The following is a 22,993-nucleotide window of genomic DNA, read 5'->3' on the forward strand; positions in this document are numbered from 1 at the left end:
CCTCCGCTTGTCATTTAAATTTAATTCGATGTTGATAATAGGCAATCATAGCCTCATTATGAGACGAATCCGAGTCAACATTATTGCTTTTAAAAACGGGTAATACTTCGCCTGATATAGCTATGATCTCAATGACTTCACTAAATACTATATTTAATATAATTGAACCAATAACTGTAGAGGATGGGGCATACTGTATATCATTGTGATGCAGTAAACCATCTCCTATTGGTATATGCGTATTGATCACTTTATCTACAACTTCCTCTAAGCGCTTCCCACTTTGATGACGTGTCTTTTGCTCACAATAAGTAAGCGATTGCAGAGACATGACAAGTACTCCCGCTTCTTTCGCTAAAAATGCTACATCTATAGGTGCTTGATTTCTCCCAGATGTTGAAATAACAATGCAAACATCATTTTCATGAAAATCAAAATGATCTTTATACTGTTCAATGATCGTCGGGTCCTTTTCATTTTTTGATGATGTCATTGCTCCTGCATGTAATGTTAGAGGTTCAATAATTATAGGACGTACAGGTACAAGCCCTCCCGCGCGATAAAATGCATCCTGCGCTAATAGATGCGAATGACCACAACCAAATAATTGGACGATTCCTCCGCGTTGAAGCCTTTGTACAATTAATTGTGCGGCTTCTTTTATTTGGGCATATTCTTGCTCTTTAACGATCTGCATTATCTTTTGAATTTCTAGAAAATATGCATCCATAAGATCACCTTTTAATTTCACTAATGAATTTGTATCGATCAGCTCGGTAAGTACTTCGCACAAGCTCAAACGGAACTCCATCAGATAAATAACTTGTACGTTTAATAATTAACACCGGTGCAGTATGATTAATTTGCAAAAATTTACTATCTTCTTTTAGAACAATAGCCGCCTCCATTTGCTGAATAGCGTTTCCAATTTTTTGATGGAACTTTGCCTCAATTAACGCGTATAATGACCCCATTATTTTCTTTTCATCTAATTCAGGATATATTTTTACTGGAATATATGTTCTTTCGATGGCCATTGGCTTGGAATCAGCACTACGAATTCGTACAACGAAGAATACCTCTTCACCAGCCTCTAACATGAGATCTCTAGCAATATCAACTGGTGGTACGATTTTCTCAAAGCGTAAAACTTTACTGCTTGGTTCCATCCCTCTAGCTCGCATATCCTCTGTGAAACTTGTTAATCCTTTTAACGGTTGTTCTAATTTTGGATTAGCGACATACGTACCTCTGCCTTTTTCACGATACAGCAATCCGCTATTGACTAAATTTGTGATAGATTGACGAACAGTCATTCTACTAACATCAAACTGCGTAGAAAGCTCTCGCTCAGAAGGTATATTTTCACCGATTTTGTATTCTTCTAAATAAATACGTTGTTTAATGATCTCTTCTATTTGTATATAAATAGGTATATGAGAATTTTTATCTAACAAACCTTGTACCATCCTTATCGCCTCTTTACTTTCATTTCTCAAATACAACTTTACCCCGACAAATAGTTTTTTGTACATTTAAATTTTCATCTAGTAATACAAAATCTGCATCATAGCCTTCTGCAATACGACCTTTCGTTGCAAGTTGTAATTGCTTAGCGGCATTCGTAGAGGACATTGCGACAATTTCCTGCAATGAGCAATTGGTGATTGCTTTCATATTTTTTACCGCTTGTTCCATCGTTAGTACACTACCAGCTAAAGCCCCATTAGATAGATGGGCGCCATCCTTAGAAACATGAACGGTTTGACCACCTAAATCATAATCACCATGATGTAAACCTTTTGCCCGTATCGCATCGGTAATTAAGATAATACCCTTCGCGCCTTTTATACGATACGCTAGCTTAATAGCTTGAGGATGACTATGCACGAAATCTGCAATAATTTCAGTCTTTACTAGATCATCTAAAAGCACTGCACCAACGACACCTGGATTGCGATGATGGAAAGGGCGCATTTGGTTATATAAATGTGTAGCTTGCCTTACTCCCAATACTACTGCCCGATCCACCTCTTCCATGGTAGCATCAGAATGGCCAATCGAAGCGATAACATTTAAATCCTTTAACGATTCAATAAACGGAAAGCCTCCTTCTACCTCAGGGGCAAAGGTAACTTGTTTAATACGTTGCTTACTTACTTTATGCCAGTATGCAAATTGCTTCGTAGACGGTAAAATAATGTATTCTATTGGTTGTGCGCCTGCCCGTTTTTTTGATATATACGGTCCCTCTACATGTATACCTAATAAGCTTGCCCCATCCTCATTATTTTCAAATTGACCAACATTCGCTAAAGCGCTTTCAATTGCTTCTTTAGATTGCGTCATTGTAGTAGCAAGGAAGCCTGTCACGCCTTCCTGAACTAAAGAGCGTGCCATTTGATGCAGTGCAAATTGCGTAGCATCCATCACGTCATGCCCTGCAGAGCCATGTATGTGCATATCAATATAGCCGGGTAACAGGAACCAATTATTATCTTTGCCATCTATATACCGCTCAGCCTTATCAGACAAATTATGATTTATTTTAATAATCTTACCATCATCAACGTAAATGTCTCCTTTAAACGGCGCTTCATCATGATTGACGATCGTAACATTTGAAATTAAAAGTGTATTCTTCAATAGATCACCCCCTAGCGTTTTTGAGGAGCTTGACTGAAGCTACAGGCAACTTCTTTATTCGGTATAGTTGTCTATACCAATTATATGATGCTTTCCCAAAAATAAAAAGTGATTTTTTAATATTTTCTAAATTTTTAATCTAAATCATTATAGCGTGGGGTTGATTTCCGTTCCAGCTGAGGGCGTCCGATGTGCCCCGAGGAGTCGCCCAGCCGCAACGAAGATCAACTTATACACAAAGCATATGTTTTTATAAGTATCATTCAATTTTTCTTTCATTAATTGAACAAATCGATTGTACAAACTGCTCTTTATACGATGTATATTCATCTATTCCTTGTAAATTGCTGTTAAGGAAATTTAATTTTAACTTTTCATACTGTCTTTTAATTGATTCATTTTCATTTAAATAATCTCTAAAAAACAATAAATCACACCATTTTTCTCCTTCATAATTTACTAAGTGTACAAAATGTGTTTTGATTTCGAATGTATCGTCTGTAAATTTTGCAAATACAATTTCTGCCGGTCTTTCTACACGCAGTCTATAAAAACCAGCTTTTTTCATTGCTTTTAAAAATGAATCTGAAATATTATCAATATCATCAACGCCCATTACAATATCAATGATTGGCTTTGCCTGAATTCCCTCAATCGATGTACTACCAATATGTTGAATACGATCAAAATGGATATTTGTATGTTTGATAATCTCGGAACGAGCTCGCATAAATTCATTTTTCCATTCACTATCATATGGTACGATTTTCACTTCATTCTTTTTTAAGCCAAGGATCATCGCCAGTACTCCTCTAAATTTTTTTGTTCTGCTTCTAGTTGTTTTTTGAATAACACTAAAAAAGGAGCTATTTAAATGCTCCTTTTTTGCTTAATAACTATGTATGACGAATCCCGATTGTGCCGTTATGCCAAGAAACATTCGTTTTGAACCCGCATTTCGCAGGGGGGTGCCCGCTTTGCAGCTTTAAACGTCCCGCTCCGCATGGGGCTTGTTTGCGACTACAAAATGAAGGCTCCCGATTCTATAGTGTTCGGTCAAAACTGTTAAGTAGAGCTAGCAATTAGACAAACACATCAGGATTCGTATTACAGTTATAATAACACTATATTTCTGATAATTCAAACTATTTTCTTTAAAAAAATCTGTATTCTTGCGAAAACGCAAAAAATACCTAGATTCCCAACAAATTTCGCTAGGGAATCCAGGTATTTAGAAGTACAAATTATTTTCTGAATGGTTTGATGGCTAAGCTTAACTCGCTCAATTGATCAGGAGACACTTCACTAGGTGCGTTTGTCATTAAGCAGCTAGCACTTGCTGTTTTCGGGAATGCAATTGTGTCACGTAAGTTAGTGCGGCCAGCAAGTAGCATTACGAAGCGGTCAAGACCAAATGCAAGACCTCCATGTGGTGGTACACCATATTCAAATGCTTCTAATAAGTAGCCAAATTGAGCTCTTGCTTCTTCTTCTGTAAAACCAAGTAAATTAAACATTTTTTCTTGTAATTCACGCTCATAAATACGTAATGAACCTCCACCAAGCTCATAACCGTTTAATACGATATCGTATGCTTGTGCGCGGACTGCAGAAGGATCTGTTTCCATTAATTGAATATCTTCGTCAAATGGACGTGTGAATGGATGGTGTGCTGCTTTATAGCGACCATCTTCTTCAGAGTACTCTAATAATGGCCAATCTGTAATCCATAGGAACGCAAATTGTGATTCATCTATTAAGTCTAATTCTTGACCTAATTTCGTACGAAGGGCACCTAATGAAGCTGCTACAACAGACGCTTGATCAGCTACAAATACTAAAATATCGCCCACTTCCGCTTTCATACGTTCGATTAAAGCAGCTGCTAATGCATCGTCAAAGAATTTTGCAATCGGTCCGTTTAAGCCTTCTTCAGTTACTTTTAACCAAGCAAGACCTTTTGCTCCGTAAATACCAACAAATTTTGTTAGCTCGTCCATGTCTTTACGAGAATATTTATCTGCTGCACCTTTAATGTTAATACTCTTTACTTGTTTGCCTTGTGCCACTGTATCAGCAAATACTTTGAAATCACAGCCATCAAAAATGTCATTTAAATCAACAAGCTCTAAACCAAAACGTACGTCTGGTTTATCAGAACCGTAACGATCCATTGCTTCTTGATATTTCATTCGTTGGAATGGAGCAGGGATATCAATTCCTTTTACTTCTTTCATAACTGCTTGGATTAAGCGTTCGTTCATTTCAATAATTTCTTCTTGCGTTAAAAAGCTTGTTTCAATGTCAACTTGTGTAAACTCTGGTTGACGGTCAGCACGTAAGTCTTCATCACGGAAGCAACGTGCGATTTGGAAGTATTTTTCAAAACCTGATACCATTAATAATTGCTTAAATAGCTGTGGTGATTGTGGTAATGCATAAAATTCACCTTCATGAACACGTGAGGGTACTAAATAGTCACGAGCCCCCTCTGGAGATGATTTTGTTAAAATTGGTGTTTCTACTTCTAAGAAGCCTTCGTTTTGTAAGAAGTTTCGAATTGTACGCGTAACGTCAGAACGCATTTTGAATGTATCAAACATAACCGGACGACGTAGGTCAAGATAACGATATTTTAAACGTAAATCTTCGGATACGTCTGTGCGATCTTCAATTTGGAATGGTGTTGTTTTTGCTGTATTAATGACGATTAATTTTGTTGCTTCAACTTCAATCTTACCGTTCGGTACATTTGGGTTGATTTGGTCTTCTGAACGAAGGATCACTGTTCCTTCTACTTCAATTACATATTCACTACGTACTTTATCAGCTAAAGCATGTGCTTCTGCTACATCAGGGCTAAACACTACCTGTGTGATTCCAGTACGGTCACGTAAATCAATGAAAATTAAACCACCTAGGTCACGACGACGTTGTACCCAACCTTTTAATACGACTTTTTCACCTTGTAATACTTCTGAAAGCTCGTTACTAGCATGCGTTCTTGTTGCCATTTATTTAATTCCTCCAAAATTTATTTGCTCATCACCATAACTTAAAGTTGATTTCCGTTCAGACTGGCGCTTTACTGGGGCGTCCAGTTTCAACTTACCCACTTGACATATGTTTTTACAATATGTCATCCCTAACTTTTGATGATGGACCGTTTATTTTAAATATGTAGCATACACTTCCTACTAAGTAGAGAATTAATGCCATGGAAAATTAGCTATCCGTTCATTGTTAAATGAATTAACTGTCCAAAACGACGTAGATATTTGAATCATTTGGACAGTTAATCCTGTAATGATAAAAGCGATTTATGTTTTAACAGTTTGTGTTCGTTTATTGTTTTAAAAGGTAATTCACTAATTCTGAGAACGCTACTTTTTGTTGTTCTCCTGATTCCATATGCTTAACAGTAGCTACTTGCTCTTCAAGCTCTGTTTCACCTAAAACAATCGTATATTTTGCACCTAAACGGTCTGCAGATTTCATTTGAGCTTTCATTTTACGATCTAAATAATCCATCTCAGCAGAAATGCCCTTTGCACGGAAGGTACTTGTTAATTCTACTGTTTTTAGCTTCGCATCTTCGCCCATAGCGATCATATAGACATCAAGTCCTGATGCTGTGTCTAATTCAACACCTTCAGCTTCAAGTGCTAGCAACAAGCGTTCAATACTTAATGCGAACCCGATACCTGGTACATCTGGTCCACCAATTTCTTGTACAAGGCCATTGTAGCGCCCACCACCACAAAGTGTAGTAATCGCTCCAAAGCCAGAAGCCGTTGACATAATTTCAAAAGTCGTATGATTGTAATAATCAAGACCTCTTACAAGGTTTGGATCAACCTCATATGAAATTCCCAACGTATCTAAATACGTTTTAACTTGTGCGAAATATGCTGCTGATTCTTCTGTTAGGAAATCAGTTAATGCTGGTGCAGATTTCATTAATGGGTGCTCACGGTCTACCTTACAGTCCAAAATTCGTAGTGGATTTTTTTGCAAACGATTTTGGCAATCCGAACAAAACTCTTGAATATGTGGTTCGAAGTGTTGTAGCAGTGCTGTACGGTGTGAATCACGTGTTTCTTTGTCGCCAAGTGAATTAATGACTAATTTTAAATCTTTTAAACCAGCTGAACCATAGACATCCATTGCTAGCGCGATTACTTCCGCATCGATAGCTGGATCCGCTGAGCCAATGGCTTCTACTCCAAATTGAACAAATTGACGGTAGCGCCCTGCTTGTTGACGTTCATAGCGGAACATAGGTCCTAAATATGAAAGCTTTACTGGTTGATCAGGTGCACCAAACATTTTATGCTCAACATAAGAACGAACAACTCCAGCTGTATTTTCCGGACGTAATGTTAACGAACGACCACCGCGATCTTCAAATGTATACATTTCCTTTTGAACAACATCTGTTGTTTCACCGACACCACGTGCAAATAAATCTGTTTGTTCAAAAATTGGTGTGCGAATTTCGTTATAACGATAGACACGGCAAATATCACGGATAACCGCTTCTACCTTCTGCCATTTTTCAGATTGACCAGGCAAAATATCTTGCGTCCCTCGTGGCACTTTAAAACTCATAGAAATACCTCCTTTGTAAATTGCTTATGAGCAAGCTGTCTTCTGGACTTTTAACATTTTAAGTATGAAATCCTTAAAATTGTCCAATAAAAAAGCCCTCGCCTCCTTGCGTAATGCAAGGGACGAGAGCTGTACAAGCTTCCGCGGTTCCACCCTAGTTGACGCATCAAATACATGCGTCCTCCTCCTGATCGGATAACGGCCGATTCCGTTTTTTCCTACTAAGCACTACTTTTCAGAAAAAAGCCTCTCAAGTGTTATTCACGTTATACGTTTTTGTAGGAAAGATTTCAGCCTAGGTCTTTCCCTCTCTTCTCCAATAGAGGTATGCGCTACTTGCTTGGTCATAAGCGATTAATCATTTTTTGATTACCCTTTATGTTAGTCACTACAAAAGGCAATGTCAACTGTTTTTGTTTTTTTTACATTACATTCGTTAAAATAACAAATTCCGTTACCTTTTTCCCACGAATTCTATTACAAAAGCATGGTAAAATAGAACAAGAATAGGAGGAATCTGATGAGGACAAAACTTTTACATATTCTAATCATCTTCGTACTAGTGCTAACGTTTGCATTTCCAAGTCACTCTGTTCAAAGAGCACTAGCCGACTCCAGCGATTTAAAAGTAACTGGAATGATTCTTCATTTACGTGAGGGACCTGGACTGTCTTATCCAATTATTACGACATTAGATGAGGGTGACCCATTAACCTCTATTAGTCGTGAGGGCGATTGGATACAAGTAAAAGCAGGCAAGTACGAAGGTTGGGTAGCATCCTGGCTAACCGCTTCGATAGACGATAAGCAAGTGGCTAATCAAACGTTGATTTCACAAGTCGATCGTCTAAATATCCGTACTGAGCCTGACATATCTTCAGCAGTTCTTGGACAATTATCAACAGGGGACCAAGCTAACCTTATTGAAAAAGATGGCGAATGGGCGAAAATAGATTGGAATGGGCTAGTTGGTTGGGTATCCACTGACTATGTGACAATCAATGATCTACCTGAAAAAAAGGTAAAAGCTGAAGCTGACGAACCTAAAGTTGAAGTATCCACAAAAAAGGTCAACAAAGATACAACATTTACAGTTTTAGTGGATGCTCTTAATGTGCGCCAAAAGCCCGACTTAAATGCTAGCAAAATAGGAACTGTTTCCAATGGACAAGCCTTTAAGGTGCTAGCTCAAGAACATAACTGGGTACAAATTCAATATAACAATAAAAAAACAGGTTGGGTTTATAGCTTTTATGGTACTTTTTCAAATATAAAAAGTAAGGCATCAAAATCTTCGTCTACTTCCTCAGAGCTTGAATCTGTCACAATCATTTATAATGGGACAAACTTACGGACAGATGCATCAACAGTTGCTGATGTTGTTGAACGCGTAGACGCTGGTGAAACCTACCCTATTGTAGGCGCTAAAAATGATTTTTATGAAATACAAATAGATGACAAAACTGCTTTTGTAGCGAATTGGGTCGTTACGACTTCTTCGTCGAGCAAAGCTGCTACTTCTACAAAAAAGGAAAAATCGAAACCACGCAAGAAAGGTACTTTAAATGGGTTAACGATTATTGTAGATGCTGGACATGGTGGGAATGATCACGGTACTACTGGACAACGTGGAACCGACGAAAAAGAAATTACGTTGAAAACTGCATCTCTTCTTGCTTCAAAGTTGAGTGCTGCTGGAGCAAATGTTGTCATGACAAGAGAATCAGATGAATATGTTGACCTCCGCAAACGCGTATCAATTGCACACCAATATGAGGCAGATGCTTTTATCAGTATACATTATGATGCAACTGACGATAGTTCCATTAATGGTTTCACCTCATATTATATGAATAGTAATCAACAAGGTCTTGCAGAGGCAATAAATAATGGACTCTCAAATAAAATCGATTTAAAAAATCGTGGTACCCAACAAGGAAATTATTTAGTTCTACGAGAAAATCGTCAAAAAGCTGTCCTTATTGAGCTGGGCTACTTAAGTAATGGTAGTGAGGAACGTGTTATTACAACCGCTAAATACCGGGAACAAGCTACTCTCGGCATCTACCAAGGTGTTTTAGATTACTTTAACGAAAATCAATAAAGTGAAACTTGAATTATTGGGACCGCATAACGTATCGCTTTCGGTACGACTAAATTACTGTCCGTTTGGCAATATAAATAAGCTGCTAAGGAACCTAGAGTTATCATTCCTTTGCAGCTTATTTTTGATTATCAAACAAATATGACGTTTTCTTTTTAGAAATGTAAATACGCTGATGGAACTGAAATCGACTAAAAATACGGTGTTTTGGGCACTGTATTGTAAATGAATACCGACATTCATTAGCTATTAGTTACACACTAAAACAAAAAGGGACTCCAACTCATATTTTCTGAGTATAGAGACCTTACTGCGCTTATTTTTTCCTCTTTGCCAACGTAACCCACACAATTTCCTTCATACGAATGAACAACGGAGTACGACTAATCTCTACAACGATATTGTCAGGCAATACAGAGATTAATTTTCCTTGATGGATATTTTTCTCTGTTTGCACTACTATTGCCTGACCAATCATCATATTTAGCGTTTCGTATAAATATGGATTTGATATGCGTTCTCCCTGAGTCACCATTAACACACTTCCCTCCTACAAAACTAACCATACTATTAAATGTATGAAGGAATTATAGGAAATGTACCATTTATTTAGACTCAAGAAGTATCGTAATTGGGCCATCATTTGTAAGTGCAACGTCCATCATTGCACCAAATATTCCCGTTTCCACATGTAAACCGTGTTCGCGTAAGGCATTATTAAAAGCCTCCCATAACGGTTCCGCAACTTCTGGTCTTGCTGCATTTGTAAAACTTGGACGATTCCCCTTTTTTGCATCCCCATACAATGTAAATTGCGAGACGGATAAAATAGCCCCTCCATGCTCTAAAATAGAATGATTCATTTTTCCATCAATATCTTCCCATAGGCGGAGATTAGCTACTTTTTTTGCTAAATATTCAACATTTTCTTGTGTGTCCCCGTGTGTAATGCCCACTAGAAGAACATAGCCGCTATCAATAGCTCCCGTTACTTTTCCGTCAACCGTAACAGAGGCTGCTTTACTACGTTGTAAAACTACTTTCATTTTTTAAAACCTCAATTCCTCATTATATGCACCAGAAGTATCATTTTCGGTACATAACAAAGTTGCTACTGCCCAACTATTCATTTAATAAAGAAATCAATTAGTTAATAACCCGTTGTACTGAATATATATCAGGTGTTTGCTTAATACGTTCCACTACTTTATGCAAATGCGAAATATTTGAAATCGAAATCGTTAAATGAATCGTTGCCATTTTATCGCGATCTGCACGACCACTTACTGCTAAAATATTCGTTTTCGTTTCGCTAACAATTTGCATGATTTCATTTAAAATGCCTGGTCGATCGAAAGCTGAAACTTCAATATCGACAGGGTATTCTTTTCTCTCTGGAGTAAGTCCGTGTTCCCACTCTACTTCTATTAAACGCTCCTGCTCATCTTCTACTTGGATATTTGGACAGTCTGCACGGTGTACTGAAACACCTCTTCCTTTTGTAATGAAGCCTACAATTTCATCTCCAGGAACTGGCGTACAACAACGAGAAAGTCGAATAAGCATATTGTCAATATCTTTTACGATAACGCCCGATTCCGTCCGTTTTTGAGGGATAGGGTTTTTCATTTTTTGTTCAATTTTCTCAAGAGCTTCTTCTTGTTCACGCTCTTTGCGGCGCTTTTCCGCTAGACGATTAGCAACTTGCTGAGCTGTAATTCCATTCATGCCAACAGCAGCATATAAATCTTCTTCATTTGTATAGTTAAATTTTTCGCATACACGCTTCAAATTTTCCGCCGACATTGTTTCTTTCACGTCAAAATCTTGTGCACGGATTTCCTTTTCTATCATCTCTTTGCCCTTGATGATATTTTCTTCACGAAGATGACGTTTGAAAAACTGCTTTATTTTATTTTTGGCCTGTGAGGATTGGGCTATTTTCAGCCAATCACGGCTCGGACCAAATGATTGCTTTGAAGTTAAAATTTCAATAATATCTCCCGTTTTTAACGGTGTGTCAAGCGGCACCATTTTACCATTAATTTTCGCGCCAATTGTACGATTTCCGACTTCTGAATGCACACGATATGCGAAGTCGATAGGTACAGAGCCTGCCGGTAATTCAATGACATCTCCTTCAGGTGTGAAGACATAGACCATATCAGAGAATAAATCAAATTTTAAAGATTCCATAAATTCTTCAGCATTCGATGATTCATTTTGGAATTCTAAAATTTCTCGGAACCATGTTAATTTTTGGTCGACATTTTGTTTTTCATTATCAACTTTTTTACCTTCTTTATATGCCCAATGCGCCGCAATCCCGTACTCTGCAATTTTATGCATTTCCTTCGTACGAATTTGTACTTCTAATGGATCACCATAAGGTCCAATTACTGTCGTATGCAGTGATTGGTATAGGTTTTGTTTTGGCATCGCAATATAATCTTTAAAACGGCCAGGCATCGGCTTCCATAATGTATGCACAATCCCAAGTACGGCATAGCAATCTTTAATACTATCGACAAGTACACGAATGGCTAATAAATCATAAATCTCGTTGAATTGTTTCTTTTGTAACACCATTTTACGATAAATACTGTAAATATGTTTTGGGCGACCATAAATATCCGCTTCAATTTCAACCTCTGTAAGCTGTGACTTCATTTCAGTCATGACATTGTCTAAATATGCTTCACGCTCATCACGTTTTTTCTTCATAAGACTGACAATGCGATAATATTGTTGGGGGTTTAAATAACGAAGTGCTGTATCCTCAAGCTCCCATTTAACAGTCGAAATCCCAAGACGATGCGCAAGTGGTGCAAAAATTTCAAGTGTTTCTTTAGAAATACGGCGTTGTTTTTCTGCAGGTAAATGCTTTAATGTGCGCATATTATGTAGACGGTCTGCCAGTTTAATTAAAATGACACGAATATCCTGCGCCATCGCTACAAACATTTTTCGATGATTTTCTGCTTGTTGCGCTTCTTTAGATAAATATTTAATTTTCCCAAGCTTTGTTACACCGTCTACAAGTATTGCAACCTCTTCGCCGAATTCGCGAACTAAGTCGTCTCGCGTAAAATCCGTATCCTCGACAACATCATGTAAAAAACCAGCCGCAACTGTTTCTGGATCCATTTGTAATTCAGCTAAAATACCAGCTACTTGCACGGGGTGAATAATATACGGTTCACCTGAGCTTCGGAATTGCTCAATATGGGCATCCCTTGCTAATTCATATGCTTTTTTCACGAATGCGACATTTTCTACATTCATGTAGGATTTGACTAACTCAAAAACGTCCTCGGGAGTCAAAATTTGCTCTTTCGCCATAACATGTCCACCTTGCTCGTCAAATTTTTCAGATTAGATATAAACTTAATTGTATAAAATTTAATGGGCTATTGTAAAGTAACTGTGTCATTTTGTTTAGTTATTCTCGTGAACAATGTGAAAATTGGAAAAATATACCCTGAAATGAATAAAAAGACCCTTTGCGTATTTTATATTTCGCAAAGGGTCTTTTTTTCTGTACAAAAGTTTATGAGTTTAATTTATTATACGCTACAGCAATTTTTGATCCAACTACTGCATTATTTTTTACTAATGCAATATTGGCATCAAGGCTTTTACCTTCTGTTAATTCTTTAACTTTTCCAAGTAAGAATGGTGTCACGTTTTTACCTTGAATTCCGTTTTCTTCTGCTTCTACTAGAGCTTTTTCAATGATTTCTGTAATGAATGAATGTTCAAGTGCTTCAGACTCTGGAATTGGATTAGCAATAACAGCTCCACCTTTTAAGCCTAATTGCCATTTTGCACGTAGCATTTCTGCCACTTCCTCTGGCGTATCAATCTTGAAGTTAACATCAAAACCGCTTTGACGTGTATAGAATGCTGGCAGTTCATCAGTACCGTATCCAACGACTGGCACACCTTTTGTTTCAAGGTATTCTAAAGTTAAACCAATATCTAAAATAGACTTAGCACCCGCACAAATTACAGCTACATTTGTTTGTGCTAACTCTTCTAAGTCGGCTGAAATATCCATTGTTGTTTCAGCACCACGGTGTACGCCACCGATACCGCCAGTTACAAAAATTTCGATATCAGCTAGCTCCGCACAAATCATTGTTGCAGCTACAGTTGTCGCTCCTAATTTTTTTGTTGCTAAAAGATAGCCTAAGTCACGACGAGATGCTTTTGCTACACCTTGTGAATTACCGAACATTTCAAGTTCTTCATCTGATAAACCGATTTTGATTTTCCCATCAATTAATGCAATAGTTGCAGGTACTGCACCATTATCACGAATAATTTGTTCTACTTCTCGTGCAGTTTTTACATTTTGTGGATATGGCATTCCGTGAGAAATAATTGTTGATTCTAATGCTACGATTGGTAAACCTTTCGCTTGTCCTGCTTTTACTTCTTCTGATAATACGATGAATTCTTTCATGTTGTTATTCCTCCATTTCACTGTTTAACAAATCAACTGATAGCTCAGGTCTTACGGTATATGGCGATGCAAGTGTATTTTTGGCATTTGTTAAGCCTGCATCAATACATGTTGCAAAGAATTTGCCAGTAAGCCAGCTATGGATTACCGCACTGACAAAGGCATCTCCTGCACCTGTCACATCTTCAATTTTTTCTATAGCTTTAGCTGCAAAATGACTTGGCTTCGTTGTAGTGGCAGCTGCATACACACCCTTACTACCAGCTGTAATAATGACATGCTCAGCACCTAATGTAAGAAGTTGCTGTAAAGCCTTTTCGTAGTGTGCAGAGTTTTCGATTTTATGACCTACAATCGTCTCTGCTTCATCTGTGTTGCAAATAAACCAGGTTACACCTTGCAACGTATCCGGTAATCGATTCATTTTTGGAGAAGATACAGGTACGATGACAAATGGAATGTCACGAGCAATCGCAACCTGCTGTATATAAGCCACTGTTTCCTTTGGACAGTTTAAGTCCATAATAAAGCAACCCGCATTCATTAGCATTGCTTCATGTTTTTTTAGCAAACTTGGCAATAAAAGATCATATACTTCCATGTTTGCTACCGCTAATGCTAGCTCGCCCTGCTCATCCATAACCGCAGTATAGGAACCCGTCGAAGCGTCAGGTAACTGCTCTACATAACGTAAATTCATAAATGGCTCTGACGCTTCTTGGATTACTTGCCAATCAGCATCTTTGCCTGCGGTAGTTAGCAATGTTACCTGATGATTTAATCTGCCTAAGTTTTCAGCAATGTTTCGTCCAACACCACCTACACTAAATGAAGAGCTAGCAGGATTGGACGTACCGAATTGGACATTCCCTTTGACATGAAACTTTCGGTCGAGATTGGCTCCACCGATACAAATAACTTCATTTTCCTCAGGCAAAATATATGCACGACCTACAATTTTCCCCTGCTTCGTTAAGCTCGACACTAAATTAGCAAGGACTGGTCGAGATAGTTTCATCTTATCTGCCATCTCTTGCTGAGCCATAAACGGATTCTGGCGAATTAAAGCAAGGACCGCCTGTTCTCTTTCATTCATAGCATCACCTTTTATTATATTTGTTTACATTATAAACTTTTGTTTGAATGTTGTCAAAAAAATTTTTCCATTTTAGATTTATACAAAAAAGTTAAAGCCTATTAAATTTCAACTAATGGTGAAGTTTAGTTGAATATGAGGTTTGTAACATTATTGGATTAGGTTGCAATAGAAAAGTTTGAAAGCTTAAATATAAGGAGCGTTAATGATGGGGTTTTTCAGAATTTCCATAATGGAGTAACTACGATGAAGAAAAAAATATTGAAGTATATAGATAGCAATTCCCCTAACCCAACTAGTGGATTACGTCTAAGGTTTGAACTAGGTGAGCCATATAAAAATGGAACTGAAGATAGATTAAATCAAGTTGTTACAAGAGTTACTACATTATTTGAAGAAGTGTTCAAGCCCGGTGATTCTATTTATATAGATTAGGAAATTACTGATGACTTATGTTTGAAAACACTAATTCTGAATATCTGTATGATCTAGTATGTAACCAAAATATAGAAGAGGAAACTTTATTCGATATAGATGAGGATTATGATGAGGAGGGTACCGTTTAATTGTTTTACAACGCTATGCCCATTTTCCTGATGGTACCCCTTTATGCAGTTTCACTTTATTCATATCCCTCCCCTGTCGATTATATTACTGTTTTATAATACATTTACTTGTCTACTAAGTAATTGGATTCAATTGGATTCAACTTTTTGAATTGATTATTGATTATCAAGTATGTGCTTGATGAGGTGTTTGTTTTTTCACGATGATAACAAATAAACTTGCCAATGCACAGAACATCCCAGCAAGGAAAAAGGCCCAAGTATATGAATTGAAAAACTTATAGATTAGGCCTCCACCAAAAGCGGCAACTGCAGCTCCCGCTTGATGTGAAGCGAAAATCCACCCATAAATAATGCCACTTTTATTTGTACCAAAAATTTGTCTAGAAATACTGATCGTTGGAGGTACTGTGGCAATCCAATCTAATCCATAAAATATTGTAAAGATTGTCAGTAAAGTGAACGACCCTTTCATTAATGCATATGGGAGTAATAGCAGAGACACTCCTCTTAAAAGGTAATACCAAAACAATAACCATCGATTATCAAAACGGTCAGACAACCACCCTGATAAAGTAGTACCTACAAGATTGAACACTCCCATAAAAGAAAGAAAAGTTGCAGCGGTTACTAAAGGAACACCAAAACTAATACAATAAGAAACGAAATGAGTACCAACTAACCCACTAGTTGAAAGTCCACAAATAAAAAAACTTCCCGCTAATAACCAAAATTCTTTCCTCTTTATAGCCTCAAATAAACCATTAAAAGCAATACTAATCGGATTTTTCTTATGATTCTCTTGTTGGATTTCAAGATTTTCTTCCATTCCATAAGGAAGAATTCCAATATCCTGTGGTGTATTTTTAATAAATATAGAAATAGTGATGAACATAACAAAACTTAGGATGAGAATTAGTCCAATCGCCCATCGCCAAGAATAATGTTCAATAATCATCGCCAATATAGGGAGAAGAATTAACTGCCCTGTTGCAGTACTCGCCGTTAAAATTCCTACTGCCAACCCTCTACTTTTCACAAACCAATTATTAGCTACATAAGGACTTAACACAGTTAAAAAAAGACTTGCTCCTAAGCCAATAATACCGCCCCATATAATGATTAACTGCCATGATTGTGTCATGAAAAGTGTAAGCAACATGCCTATGAATAATGTAGCCATCGCACCTAGCATCATTTTCTTTAAAACGGTTATTTCTAGTAATGCCGCCATAAACGGGCCTGAAAATCCATATAAAAATAGACTCACTGCAAATGCTAAAGCAATTAAAGATCGATCCCAATTAAATTCTTTTTCAAAGGAGTCTATGAACACCCCTGATGATGACATAGTAATTCCTGCAACAATAATTGAGAAAAAGGTTATAATTAAAATAAACCAGCTATAATGAATACGCTTCATCTTAACACCTTCATTTCTTGAAAAATTTTAGATGTGCTTTTTAATGAGAAAGATATAATTATATTTACGGCCATTATGTATGTATATGCATATATTTCTTGCGAGAATACCTTTTCAAAATGCATGTATATACATATATTTAATTTTAGGTTCGGCTTTAATTACCGTCAAGAAATATTTTCTAGCTTAACAAAATATATCAATAAGACTACTATAATATTGAACTCAATCAAAAAGGAGTACGGAGCAATGAAGAATATAGATTACACACAAATATGTGTATGTGCAAACCTTCGTAAAAAAACAAGAGTCGTGACACAATTGTATGATAAATTATTACAGCCCACTGGCTTAAAAATTACACAATATTCAATGCTAGCAAATATCGATCATCAACAATCAGTCTCCATTAGTCGACTTAGCGAAATTTTGCTGCTCGATCAAACAACTATTACACGCAATATTAACTTGTTAAAGCAAAATGGCTATGTAGATTTAACGAAAGATCCGCAAGATGCTCGAACGAAGGTCATTACACTAACTGAAAAAGGGGGTGAAAAATTAACCGAGGCAGCTCCCATCTGGGAAGAAATCCAAGAAAAAATTATTAATGATATTGGCTTAGAGAAGTACGAGGATTTTTACGAAACATTGAAATCTATCCAAAAAATAATTCAATCTTATGATGAAGAATAAAAGAAGACATAAATGTTTTTTTAATTACCTTCAGCATAACGAGGGGGTGATTTCCGTTCCGGCTAGGCTCTTATATGGTAAGAATTCACCCCTAGCGTAATTCCCCCTATATTATTCAACGAAGCACCCGTTACTTGAAGAACATCTAAAGTGTCCCCTTAAATTTCTCTGGTTTTTCTACATAACTTTCAATTATTAGCCCACATTCAGTACAAATAATATATTCAACATCATACCCAAAGCTTAACTTACTAGATGGATACATAACTGAATAACTACTATGTTGATGACCTTTCCCCAATTCTTTTCCACCACATTTAGGGCATTCTGTTACTTTCGTAGTATGTTTCATTTGTAAACCTCCACTTTGGTTTTATATAAATATTATTACGATGTTTCTTATGTAATTATGAATGAACAATAATTTGCTTTCATCTTGAGCGAAATAACAAAAGAACTTTTATAATTAATAAAACCCCATAAAATACACTGACTAAACTGCCACTTTAGCAGTTTAAGGAAAGCCCATTAAATCCCTAATTTTTTAATAATTAATAGGTAAATGAAGGACTCTAAACAATAATAAACGCTATTTCCAAGGGGAAACTAATAGTTTACACCCTTGCAACGATGCGGTTCTTTAGTTTTTTAGTTCAAATAAATATACTGTGAATAGGAGTTGATCATATGTATTTTTCTTCAAAAATAAAAGAAGAACGTCTAAAGCAAAATATGTCACAACAACAGCTTGGAGAAAAACTTAATATTAGTAGACAATCTATTTCCAAATGGGAACGTGGAGAAAGTTACCCTAGTATTGAATTGTTAATTAAGTTAAGTGACATATTTGATATTACTCTTGATGAATTAGTAAAGGAGGATAATTCTTTGAAAGAGAAACTCATAAAAGATAGCCAAAAATTAGTCTATCCACGTTGGAAATTGTTTTTTGATATTCTTCTAATAATTGGATTTTTAATCATACTGGCTAAGATATTCATTATAATAGGTAATAAGATATTTGATTTAAACATTGTGTTCTTACAGGATTCTCTGTTATTTCAAATTGGACCGTTTTTTATGACTATCATTGGAGCAATTGGCAGCGAATCTCTAGCCAAAAAATACAAATAATCATTTTGGATTTAGAGTTATACACTAATTATATAGGAAAGTCCCTTCAAACTTATCTGAAGGGACTTTTTTCAGTATATATCTTCTTCAACTAATCTCCACCGTCAGTTAAAGAAGAAATTAGTATGATATCAGAAGAAGAGGAACCAAAGTTTAGCTTGCTCATATGTCTCCCTCATCCTGCCAACTACCTAATAGCTCTTCGAAAAAAAATCTCGGTGCAAATTGCTTTTCATTTTGTATATGGCTTTTTGCCACAGCCATAATATTTAACGCAGGAACAATAAATATATATTGTCCAAATAAGCCGTTAGCATAGTAATAATCAATCGGGGTGTTAGTATTAGTATCTTCATAAGTCCATAGCTGATAACCATATCCATATGTTCCGTCTTTTGTAGTATCAACTTTTTTATATGGTCTTTTTACCTGAAGGAGCCAGTTGGATGAAATCACCTGATTTGAATTAAATCGCCCTTCGTTTAAAAATAATAATCCAATCTTCACCATATCCTCTAGATTTAACGAAATGCTGAAACCACCCCCGTGAATTCCTTATGGGTCCTTTTGCCAAGTGTGTTTATTTATCCCTAATGGACGGAATAGATATTTTTCAGCAAATGAAGCGGTAGGAATTCCAGAAATTTTTTGTATTATCGCACTTAGTAAATGAGAGTCTCCTGAATTATACTGAAAAGTTGAACCTGGTTTATGTATAATTGGTTGTCCTAGTATGAATTTAACCCAATTTTTCGATCCTTGGAAATTCCCTACTTTTAAACCCGAAGTCATGGTCAGTAAATGAAATATTGTAATTTCTTTCTTTTGCGGATCATTAGACTCTAATATTTCTGGAAAATAGTTTTGTATAGGTTCGTGAATATTTTTTATTAAACCTTTATCTACCATAATTCCAATTAATATAGAAACAATGCTTTTGGTAATGGAATAAACCTTTGACGGCTTTTCTATAACCTTTTTATTCTTCAAGTATTCGAATATCCGTGTATTCCCTTTATAAATGACAAATGCTTCAATTCTAATACTTTTAAGTTTCTTTTCTAACGCAAAAACAGATATTTCACTCATATCTCTCCCCCCCTTCCCAAAACTACACTAAATATTCTCCTTTTATAACTTATTTCCTTCTTTATTACGCTAATTAGTAGAATAGCAACAACCTTTTCGAAAACAGCCTTATAAATAAAAAAACGCCACAAAAATGTGACGCTTTTCATCGCTTTTTTTGCAAAATGAGTTGTTGATTTCTGTTCTGGACAAGAGATTTCCTGGGCATCCAGTATCTCCATTACAACCAATTCATTTAGCTAGTATCCAATTATTTATTAATATTGAATAAGTGTTTTAATGTCTAGGTCACCAAGTTTTGCACGACCGTTTAGCTCTGTTAACTCGATAAGGAATGCACAACCAACAACTTGACCACCTAATTGTTCTACTAAACGCACTGTTGCTTCAACAGTACCACCAGTCGCAAGTAAGTCATCACAGATTAATACTTTTTGACCTGGTTTAATCGCATCATTGTGCATCGTTAACGTATCTTTACCGTACTCAAGACCGTAGTCAGCACTGATCACTTCACGTGGTAATTTTCCTGGCTTACGAACAGGGGCAAATCCAATTTCAAGCGCATAAGCAACTGGGCATCCGATAATGAAGCCACGAGCCTCAGGACCTACCACAATTTCAGCACCTAATTCTTTTGCGTAACTTACGATTTGATCTGTTGCATATTTGTATGCAGTACCGTTATCCATAATTGTCGTAATATCTTTGAAGCTGATACCTTCTTTCGGCCAGTTCTCAACCGTTGTTACGTATTGCTTTAAATCCATGTTATTGTTCCTCCTACGAAACTTTTTCGCATATTAATGTAATCGTTCATCAAACCATTGTTTTAATTCTATATAAGGGGCATATACTAGCTTTTGCTCCATTTCAATCTGTTCTGAACGCTGTTTGTAAGACGGTGCCTCTGTAAGTGCCTGTTTTGGTGCATTCACGTTGACAGTCGTCAGTCCACTCTCCATTTTAACAAAATCAAGCTCAAAAAACACCTGTGTCATAAATTTTAATGCATCTAATGGCCAACCTGTATGCTTCGCTAGTTCAGACAAATGCATATTCAGTGGAAAAGCAGGTCGATTTTTTAAAAACTTATAATACCAGGAGAATTGCTCACGCGTAGGCAATCCACTGAAATACTGAGAATCAGGCATGTAAAAATGTGCATAAATACGGGAAGGTACTGTTTTTCGTAAGACATCTTCTAATATTTGAACATTTTCCGGCAAATCTAGTAGCACGATATAATTGGTTTGTTCTACATTTGAAAGCGTAGGATCCACTGCTAGGATTGGCACACCAATTAACGACTGGTAATAGGTCACCGTCTCTGGACGGAAGGCGATGAACGTAGCCTCCTCTTTTGGGACCGTATTTAACCAGCGTGATGTTTGTCGAATACCACGAATATCAAATAATTGCCATTCAGTCGTTTGAACATCCTCTATCATAAATTGTGCTTTTTTACGCCCTTGCCACTCGTTTATTTGTAAATCTCCAGTAAATGAAACTTTTATTCCATATGTTAACTCGTCGTGTAAATGTCCTTTATTGAAACCGACGCTATCCAATTTTTCATAGCCATCCGTCAATTCCATTTTTATATGATTTTCTGCTGCTCCAATTTTCCGCATGGAGGATATTTCCACATCCTCGAGCACATAAACAGGCTTCGGAAAATCCGTACCATATGGACCGAGCGTTGAAATTTCTTCAATAGCATCTGCTGAAATTTCATCCATTTTTAATGGTATATCAATATTGAGAACAGGTGTTAATTGCTCTTCTGATAAACATGCTCTTGCTTGAGTATCTAAGCGTGCTCTTAATTCATCAACATGCTCAATAGGTAACGTCATCCCGGCTGCCATAGGATGCCCACCAAAATGAGGTAATATATCTCGACTTTTCGCTAGTTCATTAAATAAATGGAATCCTTCAATACTACGAGCTGAACCTTTAGCTGTTCCTTTGTCATAGTCTAGTGACAATACAATGGTTGGACGATAATATAGCTCTACAAGACGAGACGCGACAATCCCTACTACCCCAGCATTCCAGCCTTCTCCAGCGATCACCAAAACGAGTGAATCCCCGATTTTTTTATCTGATTCGATGAGAGCAATGGCCTCATCTGTAATACTCTTTACAATATCTTTGCGCTCACTATTACATGTATTAAGCTGTTTCGCCAATGCTGTTGCTTTAGCATTATCCTCAGCCATTAATAGCTCTACACCTGGTGCCGCTTCTCCAAGTCGACCAACTGCATTTAAACGCGGTCCAAAGTAAAAGCCGATTGTTTCTTCACTGATTTTAGCTTGCTCTGCACTTGCAACTTCACACATCGCTTGTACCCACGGGCTGAGTGAACGACGCATTTCTTCTATTCCTCGCTTAACTAGGTAGCGGTTTTCATCAACTAATGGTACTAAATCCGCTACTGTTCCAACAGCTACATATTCGAATAAATGCGTTGGCAGTTCCCCATATAGAGCATGAGCTAACTTAAACGCTACACCCACACCTGCTAGCTCACCAAATGGATAATGTCCTTCTGGTATACGAGGATGTAAAATAATATCTGCAGGTGGCAATTCATCGCCTGGTTCATGGTGATCTGTAACGATAACATCCATACCTAGTTCCTTCGCGATACGAATCGGTTCCATCCCTGAAATACCATTATCAACTGTAATAATTAGTTGAACACCCTCTTCATGTGCTTCACGAAATAGTGCTTCGTGCGGTCCATAACCGTGAATAAAACGATTTGGTATTTTAAACGAAACATCGGCACCGAGATCAAGTAACACATTCAGCATGACTGTCGTACTAGTGACACCATCCGCGTCATAATCGCCATATACTAAGATTTTCTCTCCGTTTTCAAGCGCTTGCTCTATACGCGCTACAGCTTCTGCCATACCATGCATTAAAAACGGATCATGAATATTTGCTTCTGTCATATTTAATAAGCTCTCTGCGTCAGCAGTTGTTTCGCAACCTCGTGCTGCTAAAATTTTTGCTGCAATCGCAGAAAGTTGTAGGTCATTTTGTAATGTTTGGACAAGCTTCGCGTCTGGACGCTCTACTTGCCATCTCTTTTTCGATAGAATCATCTTTTCACTTCCTCACGAAAGCTATTATACCGAAAATC

21 protein-coding genes, 1 other RNA gene and 1 other annotated feature are annotated in these 22,993 nt (G+C 36.9%); of the genes, 4 read left to right on the plus strand and 18 right to left on the minus strand.

The window, feature by feature from the left end:
* Positions 1 to 10 precede the first annotated feature (10 nt).
* From ACFTQ7_RS05415 to hisS, 7 genes are all read right to left on the minus strand, one after another.
* On the minus strand, positions 11 to 730 hold the full coding sequence (locus ACFTQ7_RS05415; protein WP_483869432.1) for a sugar isomerase domain-containing protein: 720 nt from the start codon (positions 728 to 730) through the stop codon (positions 11 to 13).
* A 4-nt stretch (positions 731 to 734) separates the two neighbouring features.
* Positions 735 to 1,457, minus strand: coding sequence for a GntR family transcriptional regulator (locus ACFTQ7_RS05420; RefSeq protein WP_197145047.1), 723 nt, complete (start codon positions 1,455 to 1,457; stop codon positions 735 to 737).
* Between the two features lie 31 nt (positions 1,458 to 1,488).
* A complete protein-coding gene (nagA, locus tag ACFTQ7_RS05425) occupies positions 1,489 to 2,646 on the minus strand; it encodes an N-acetylglucosamine-6-phosphate deacetylase (protein WP_386827641.1) in 1,158 nt (385 codons plus the stop codon).
* Between the two features lie 259 nt (positions 2,647 to 2,905).
* A complete protein-coding gene (locus ACFTQ7_RS05430) occupies positions 2,906 to 3,445 on the minus strand; it encodes a GrpB family protein (RefSeq protein ID WP_386827642.1) in 540 nt (179 codons plus the stop codon).
* Between the two features lie 106 nt (positions 3,446 to 3,551).
* A non-coding RNA gene (ssrS, locus tag ACFTQ7_RS05435) (6S RNA) lies at positions 3,552 to 3,751 on the minus strand.
* Positions 3,752 to 3,890: 139 nt separating this feature from the next.
* The gene (gene aspS / locus ACFTQ7_RS05440; protein WP_349660029.1) at positions 3,891 to 5,660 is read right to left on the minus strand and encodes an aspartate--tRNA ligase; all 1,770 of its coding nucleotides are present in this window, start codon (positions 5,658 to 5,660) and stop codon (positions 3,891 to 3,893) included.
* Positions 5,661 to 5,991: 331 nt separating this feature from the next.
* Positions 5,992 to 7,257 carry a histidine--tRNA ligase gene (gene hisS, locus ACFTQ7_RS05445; protein WP_386827643.1) on the minus strand — a complete coding sequence of 422 codons (1,266 nt, stop codon included), beginning with the start codon at positions 7,255 to 7,257 and terminating at the stop codon, positions 5,992 to 5,994.
* A 115-nt stretch (positions 7,258 to 7,372) separates the two neighbouring features.
* Positions 7,373 to 7,614: a binding site (T-box leader), on the minus strand.
* A gap of 163 nt (positions 7,615 to 7,777) precedes the next feature.
* On the opposite strand from hisS, the gene ACFTQ7_RS05450 reads away from it, so the two are divergent.
* The gene (locus tag ACFTQ7_RS05450) at positions 7,778 to 9,361 is read left to right on the plus strand and encodes an N-acetylmuramoyl-L-alanine amidase family protein (protein ID WP_386827644.1); all 1,584 of its coding nucleotides are present in this window, start codon (positions 7,778 to 7,780) and stop codon (positions 9,359 to 9,361) included.
* 316 nt (positions 9,362 to 9,677) lie between these two features.
* On the opposite strand, the gene ACFTQ7_RS05455 is transcribed toward ACFTQ7_RS05450, so the two are convergent.
* The 5 genes from ACFTQ7_RS05455 to ACFTQ7_RS05475 all read right to left on the minus strand — a co-directional run bounded on the left by ACFTQ7_RS05455 (position 9,678) and on the right by ACFTQ7_RS05475 (position 14,925).
* The gene (locus ACFTQ7_RS05455; RefSeq protein ID WP_349660026.1) at positions 9,678 to 9,896 is read right to left on the minus strand and encodes a DUF2642 domain-containing protein; all 219 of its coding nucleotides are present in this window, start codon (positions 9,894 to 9,896) and stop codon (positions 9,678 to 9,680) included.
* A 70-nt stretch (positions 9,897 to 9,966) separates the two neighbouring features.
* Complete coding sequence (gene dtd / locus ACFTQ7_RS05460; RefSeq protein ID WP_386827645.1) at positions 9,967 to 10,407, minus strand: D-aminoacyl-tRNA deacylase; 441 nt, start codon at positions 10,405 to 10,407, stop codon at positions 9,967 to 9,969.
* Between the two features lie 100 nt (positions 10,408 to 10,507).
* Positions 10,508 to 12,703 carry a RelA/SpoT family protein gene (locus ACFTQ7_RS05465; protein ID WP_349660025.1) on the minus strand — a complete coding sequence of 732 codons (2,196 nt, stop codon included), beginning with the start codon at positions 12,701 to 12,703 and terminating at the stop codon, positions 10,508 to 10,510.
* 208 nt (positions 12,704 to 12,911) lie between these two features.
* On the minus strand, positions 12,912 to 13,829 hold the full coding sequence (locus tag ACFTQ7_RS05470; RefSeq protein WP_079562818.1) for a pseudouridine-5'-phosphate glycosidase: 918 nt from the start codon (positions 13,827 to 13,829) through the stop codon (positions 12,912 to 12,914).
* 4 nt (positions 13,830 to 13,833) lie between these two features.
* Positions 13,834 to 14,925: a carbohydrate kinase gene (locus ACFTQ7_RS05475; RefSeq protein ID WP_386827646.1), complete on the minus strand. Its 1,092-nt coding sequence runs from the start codon at positions 14,923 to 14,925 to the stop codon at positions 13,834 to 13,836.
* Between the two features lie 246 nt (positions 14,926 to 15,171).
* Here ACFTQ7_RS05475 and ACFTQ7_RS05480 point away from each other — a divergent pair, with 246 nt between their 5' ends.
* Positions 15,172 to 15,360: a DUF3885 domain-containing protein gene (locus tag ACFTQ7_RS05480; protein WP_386827647.1), complete on the plus strand. Its 189-nt coding sequence runs from the start codon at positions 15,172 to 15,174 to the stop codon at positions 15,358 to 15,360.
* 297 nt (positions 15,361 to 15,657) lie between these two features.
* Here ACFTQ7_RS05480 and ACFTQ7_RS05485 read toward each other — a convergent pair whose 3' ends face one another.
* Entirely contained in the window at positions 15,658 to 16,914 is a 1,257-nt protein-coding gene (locus tag ACFTQ7_RS05485; RefSeq protein WP_386827648.1) for an MFS transporter, read from the minus strand.
* A gap of 249 nt (positions 16,915 to 17,163) precedes the next feature.
* Here ACFTQ7_RS05485 and ACFTQ7_RS05490 point away from each other — a divergent pair, with 249 nt between their 5' ends.
* On the plus strand, positions 17,164 to 17,610 hold the full coding sequence (locus tag ACFTQ7_RS05490; protein ID WP_386827649.1) for a MarR family winged helix-turn-helix transcriptional regulator: 447 nt from the start codon (positions 17,164 to 17,166) through the stop codon (positions 17,608 to 17,610).
* Positions 17,611 to 17,755: 145 nt separating this feature from the next.
* Here ACFTQ7_RS05490 and ACFTQ7_RS05495 read toward each other — a convergent pair whose 3' ends face one another.
* Positions 17,756 to 17,962 carry a transcription initiation factor TFIIIB gene (locus tag ACFTQ7_RS05495; protein ID WP_386827650.1) on the minus strand — a complete coding sequence of 69 codons (207 nt, stop codon included), beginning with the start codon at positions 17,960 to 17,962 and terminating at the stop codon, positions 17,756 to 17,758.
* Between the two features lie 335 nt (positions 17,963 to 18,297).
* Between ACFTQ7_RS05495 and ACFTQ7_RS05500 the strand changes: the two genes are divergently transcribed.
* Positions 18,298 to 18,744 carry a helix-turn-helix domain-containing protein gene (locus ACFTQ7_RS05500; protein WP_386827651.1) on the plus strand — a complete coding sequence of 149 codons (447 nt, stop codon included), beginning with the start codon at positions 18,298 to 18,300 and terminating at the stop codon, positions 18,742 to 18,744.
* Between the two features lie 162 nt (positions 18,745 to 18,906).
* Here the strand turns inward: ACFTQ7_RS05500 and ACFTQ7_RS05505 are convergent, their stop codons facing one another.
* From ACFTQ7_RS05505 to recJ, 4 genes are all read right to left on the minus strand, one after another.
* Complete coding sequence (locus tag ACFTQ7_RS05505) at positions 18,907 to 19,251, minus strand: hypothetical protein (protein ID WP_386827652.1); 345 nt, start codon at positions 19,249 to 19,251, stop codon at positions 18,907 to 18,909.
* Between the two features lie 48 nt (positions 19,252 to 19,299).
* A complete protein-coding gene (locus ACFTQ7_RS05510) occupies positions 19,300 to 19,833 on the minus strand; it encodes a serine hydrolase domain-containing protein (RefSeq protein WP_386827653.1) in 534 nt (177 codons plus the stop codon).
* Positions 19,834 to 20,090: 257 nt separating this feature from the next.
* Positions 20,091 to 20,603 carry an adenine phosphoribosyltransferase gene (locus tag ACFTQ7_RS05515; protein ID WP_079563600.1) on the minus strand — a complete coding sequence of 171 codons (513 nt, stop codon included), beginning with the start codon at positions 20,601 to 20,603 and terminating at the stop codon, positions 20,091 to 20,093.
* Positions 20,604 to 20,636: 33 nt separating this feature from the next.
* Complete coding sequence (recJ, locus tag ACFTQ7_RS05520) at positions 20,637 to 22,955, minus strand: single-stranded-DNA-specific exonuclease RecJ (RefSeq protein WP_386827654.1); 2,319 nt, start codon at positions 22,953 to 22,955, stop codon at positions 20,637 to 20,639.
* Positions 22,956 to 22,993: the final 38 nt, after the last annotated feature.

The organism is Lysinibacillus sp. NPDC056959 (genome assembly GCF_042674095.1).
In the GTDB taxonomy this organism is placed as follows: domain Bacteria; phylum Bacillota; class Bacilli; order Bacillales_A; family Planococcaceae; genus Lysinibacillus; species Lysinibacillus zambalensis.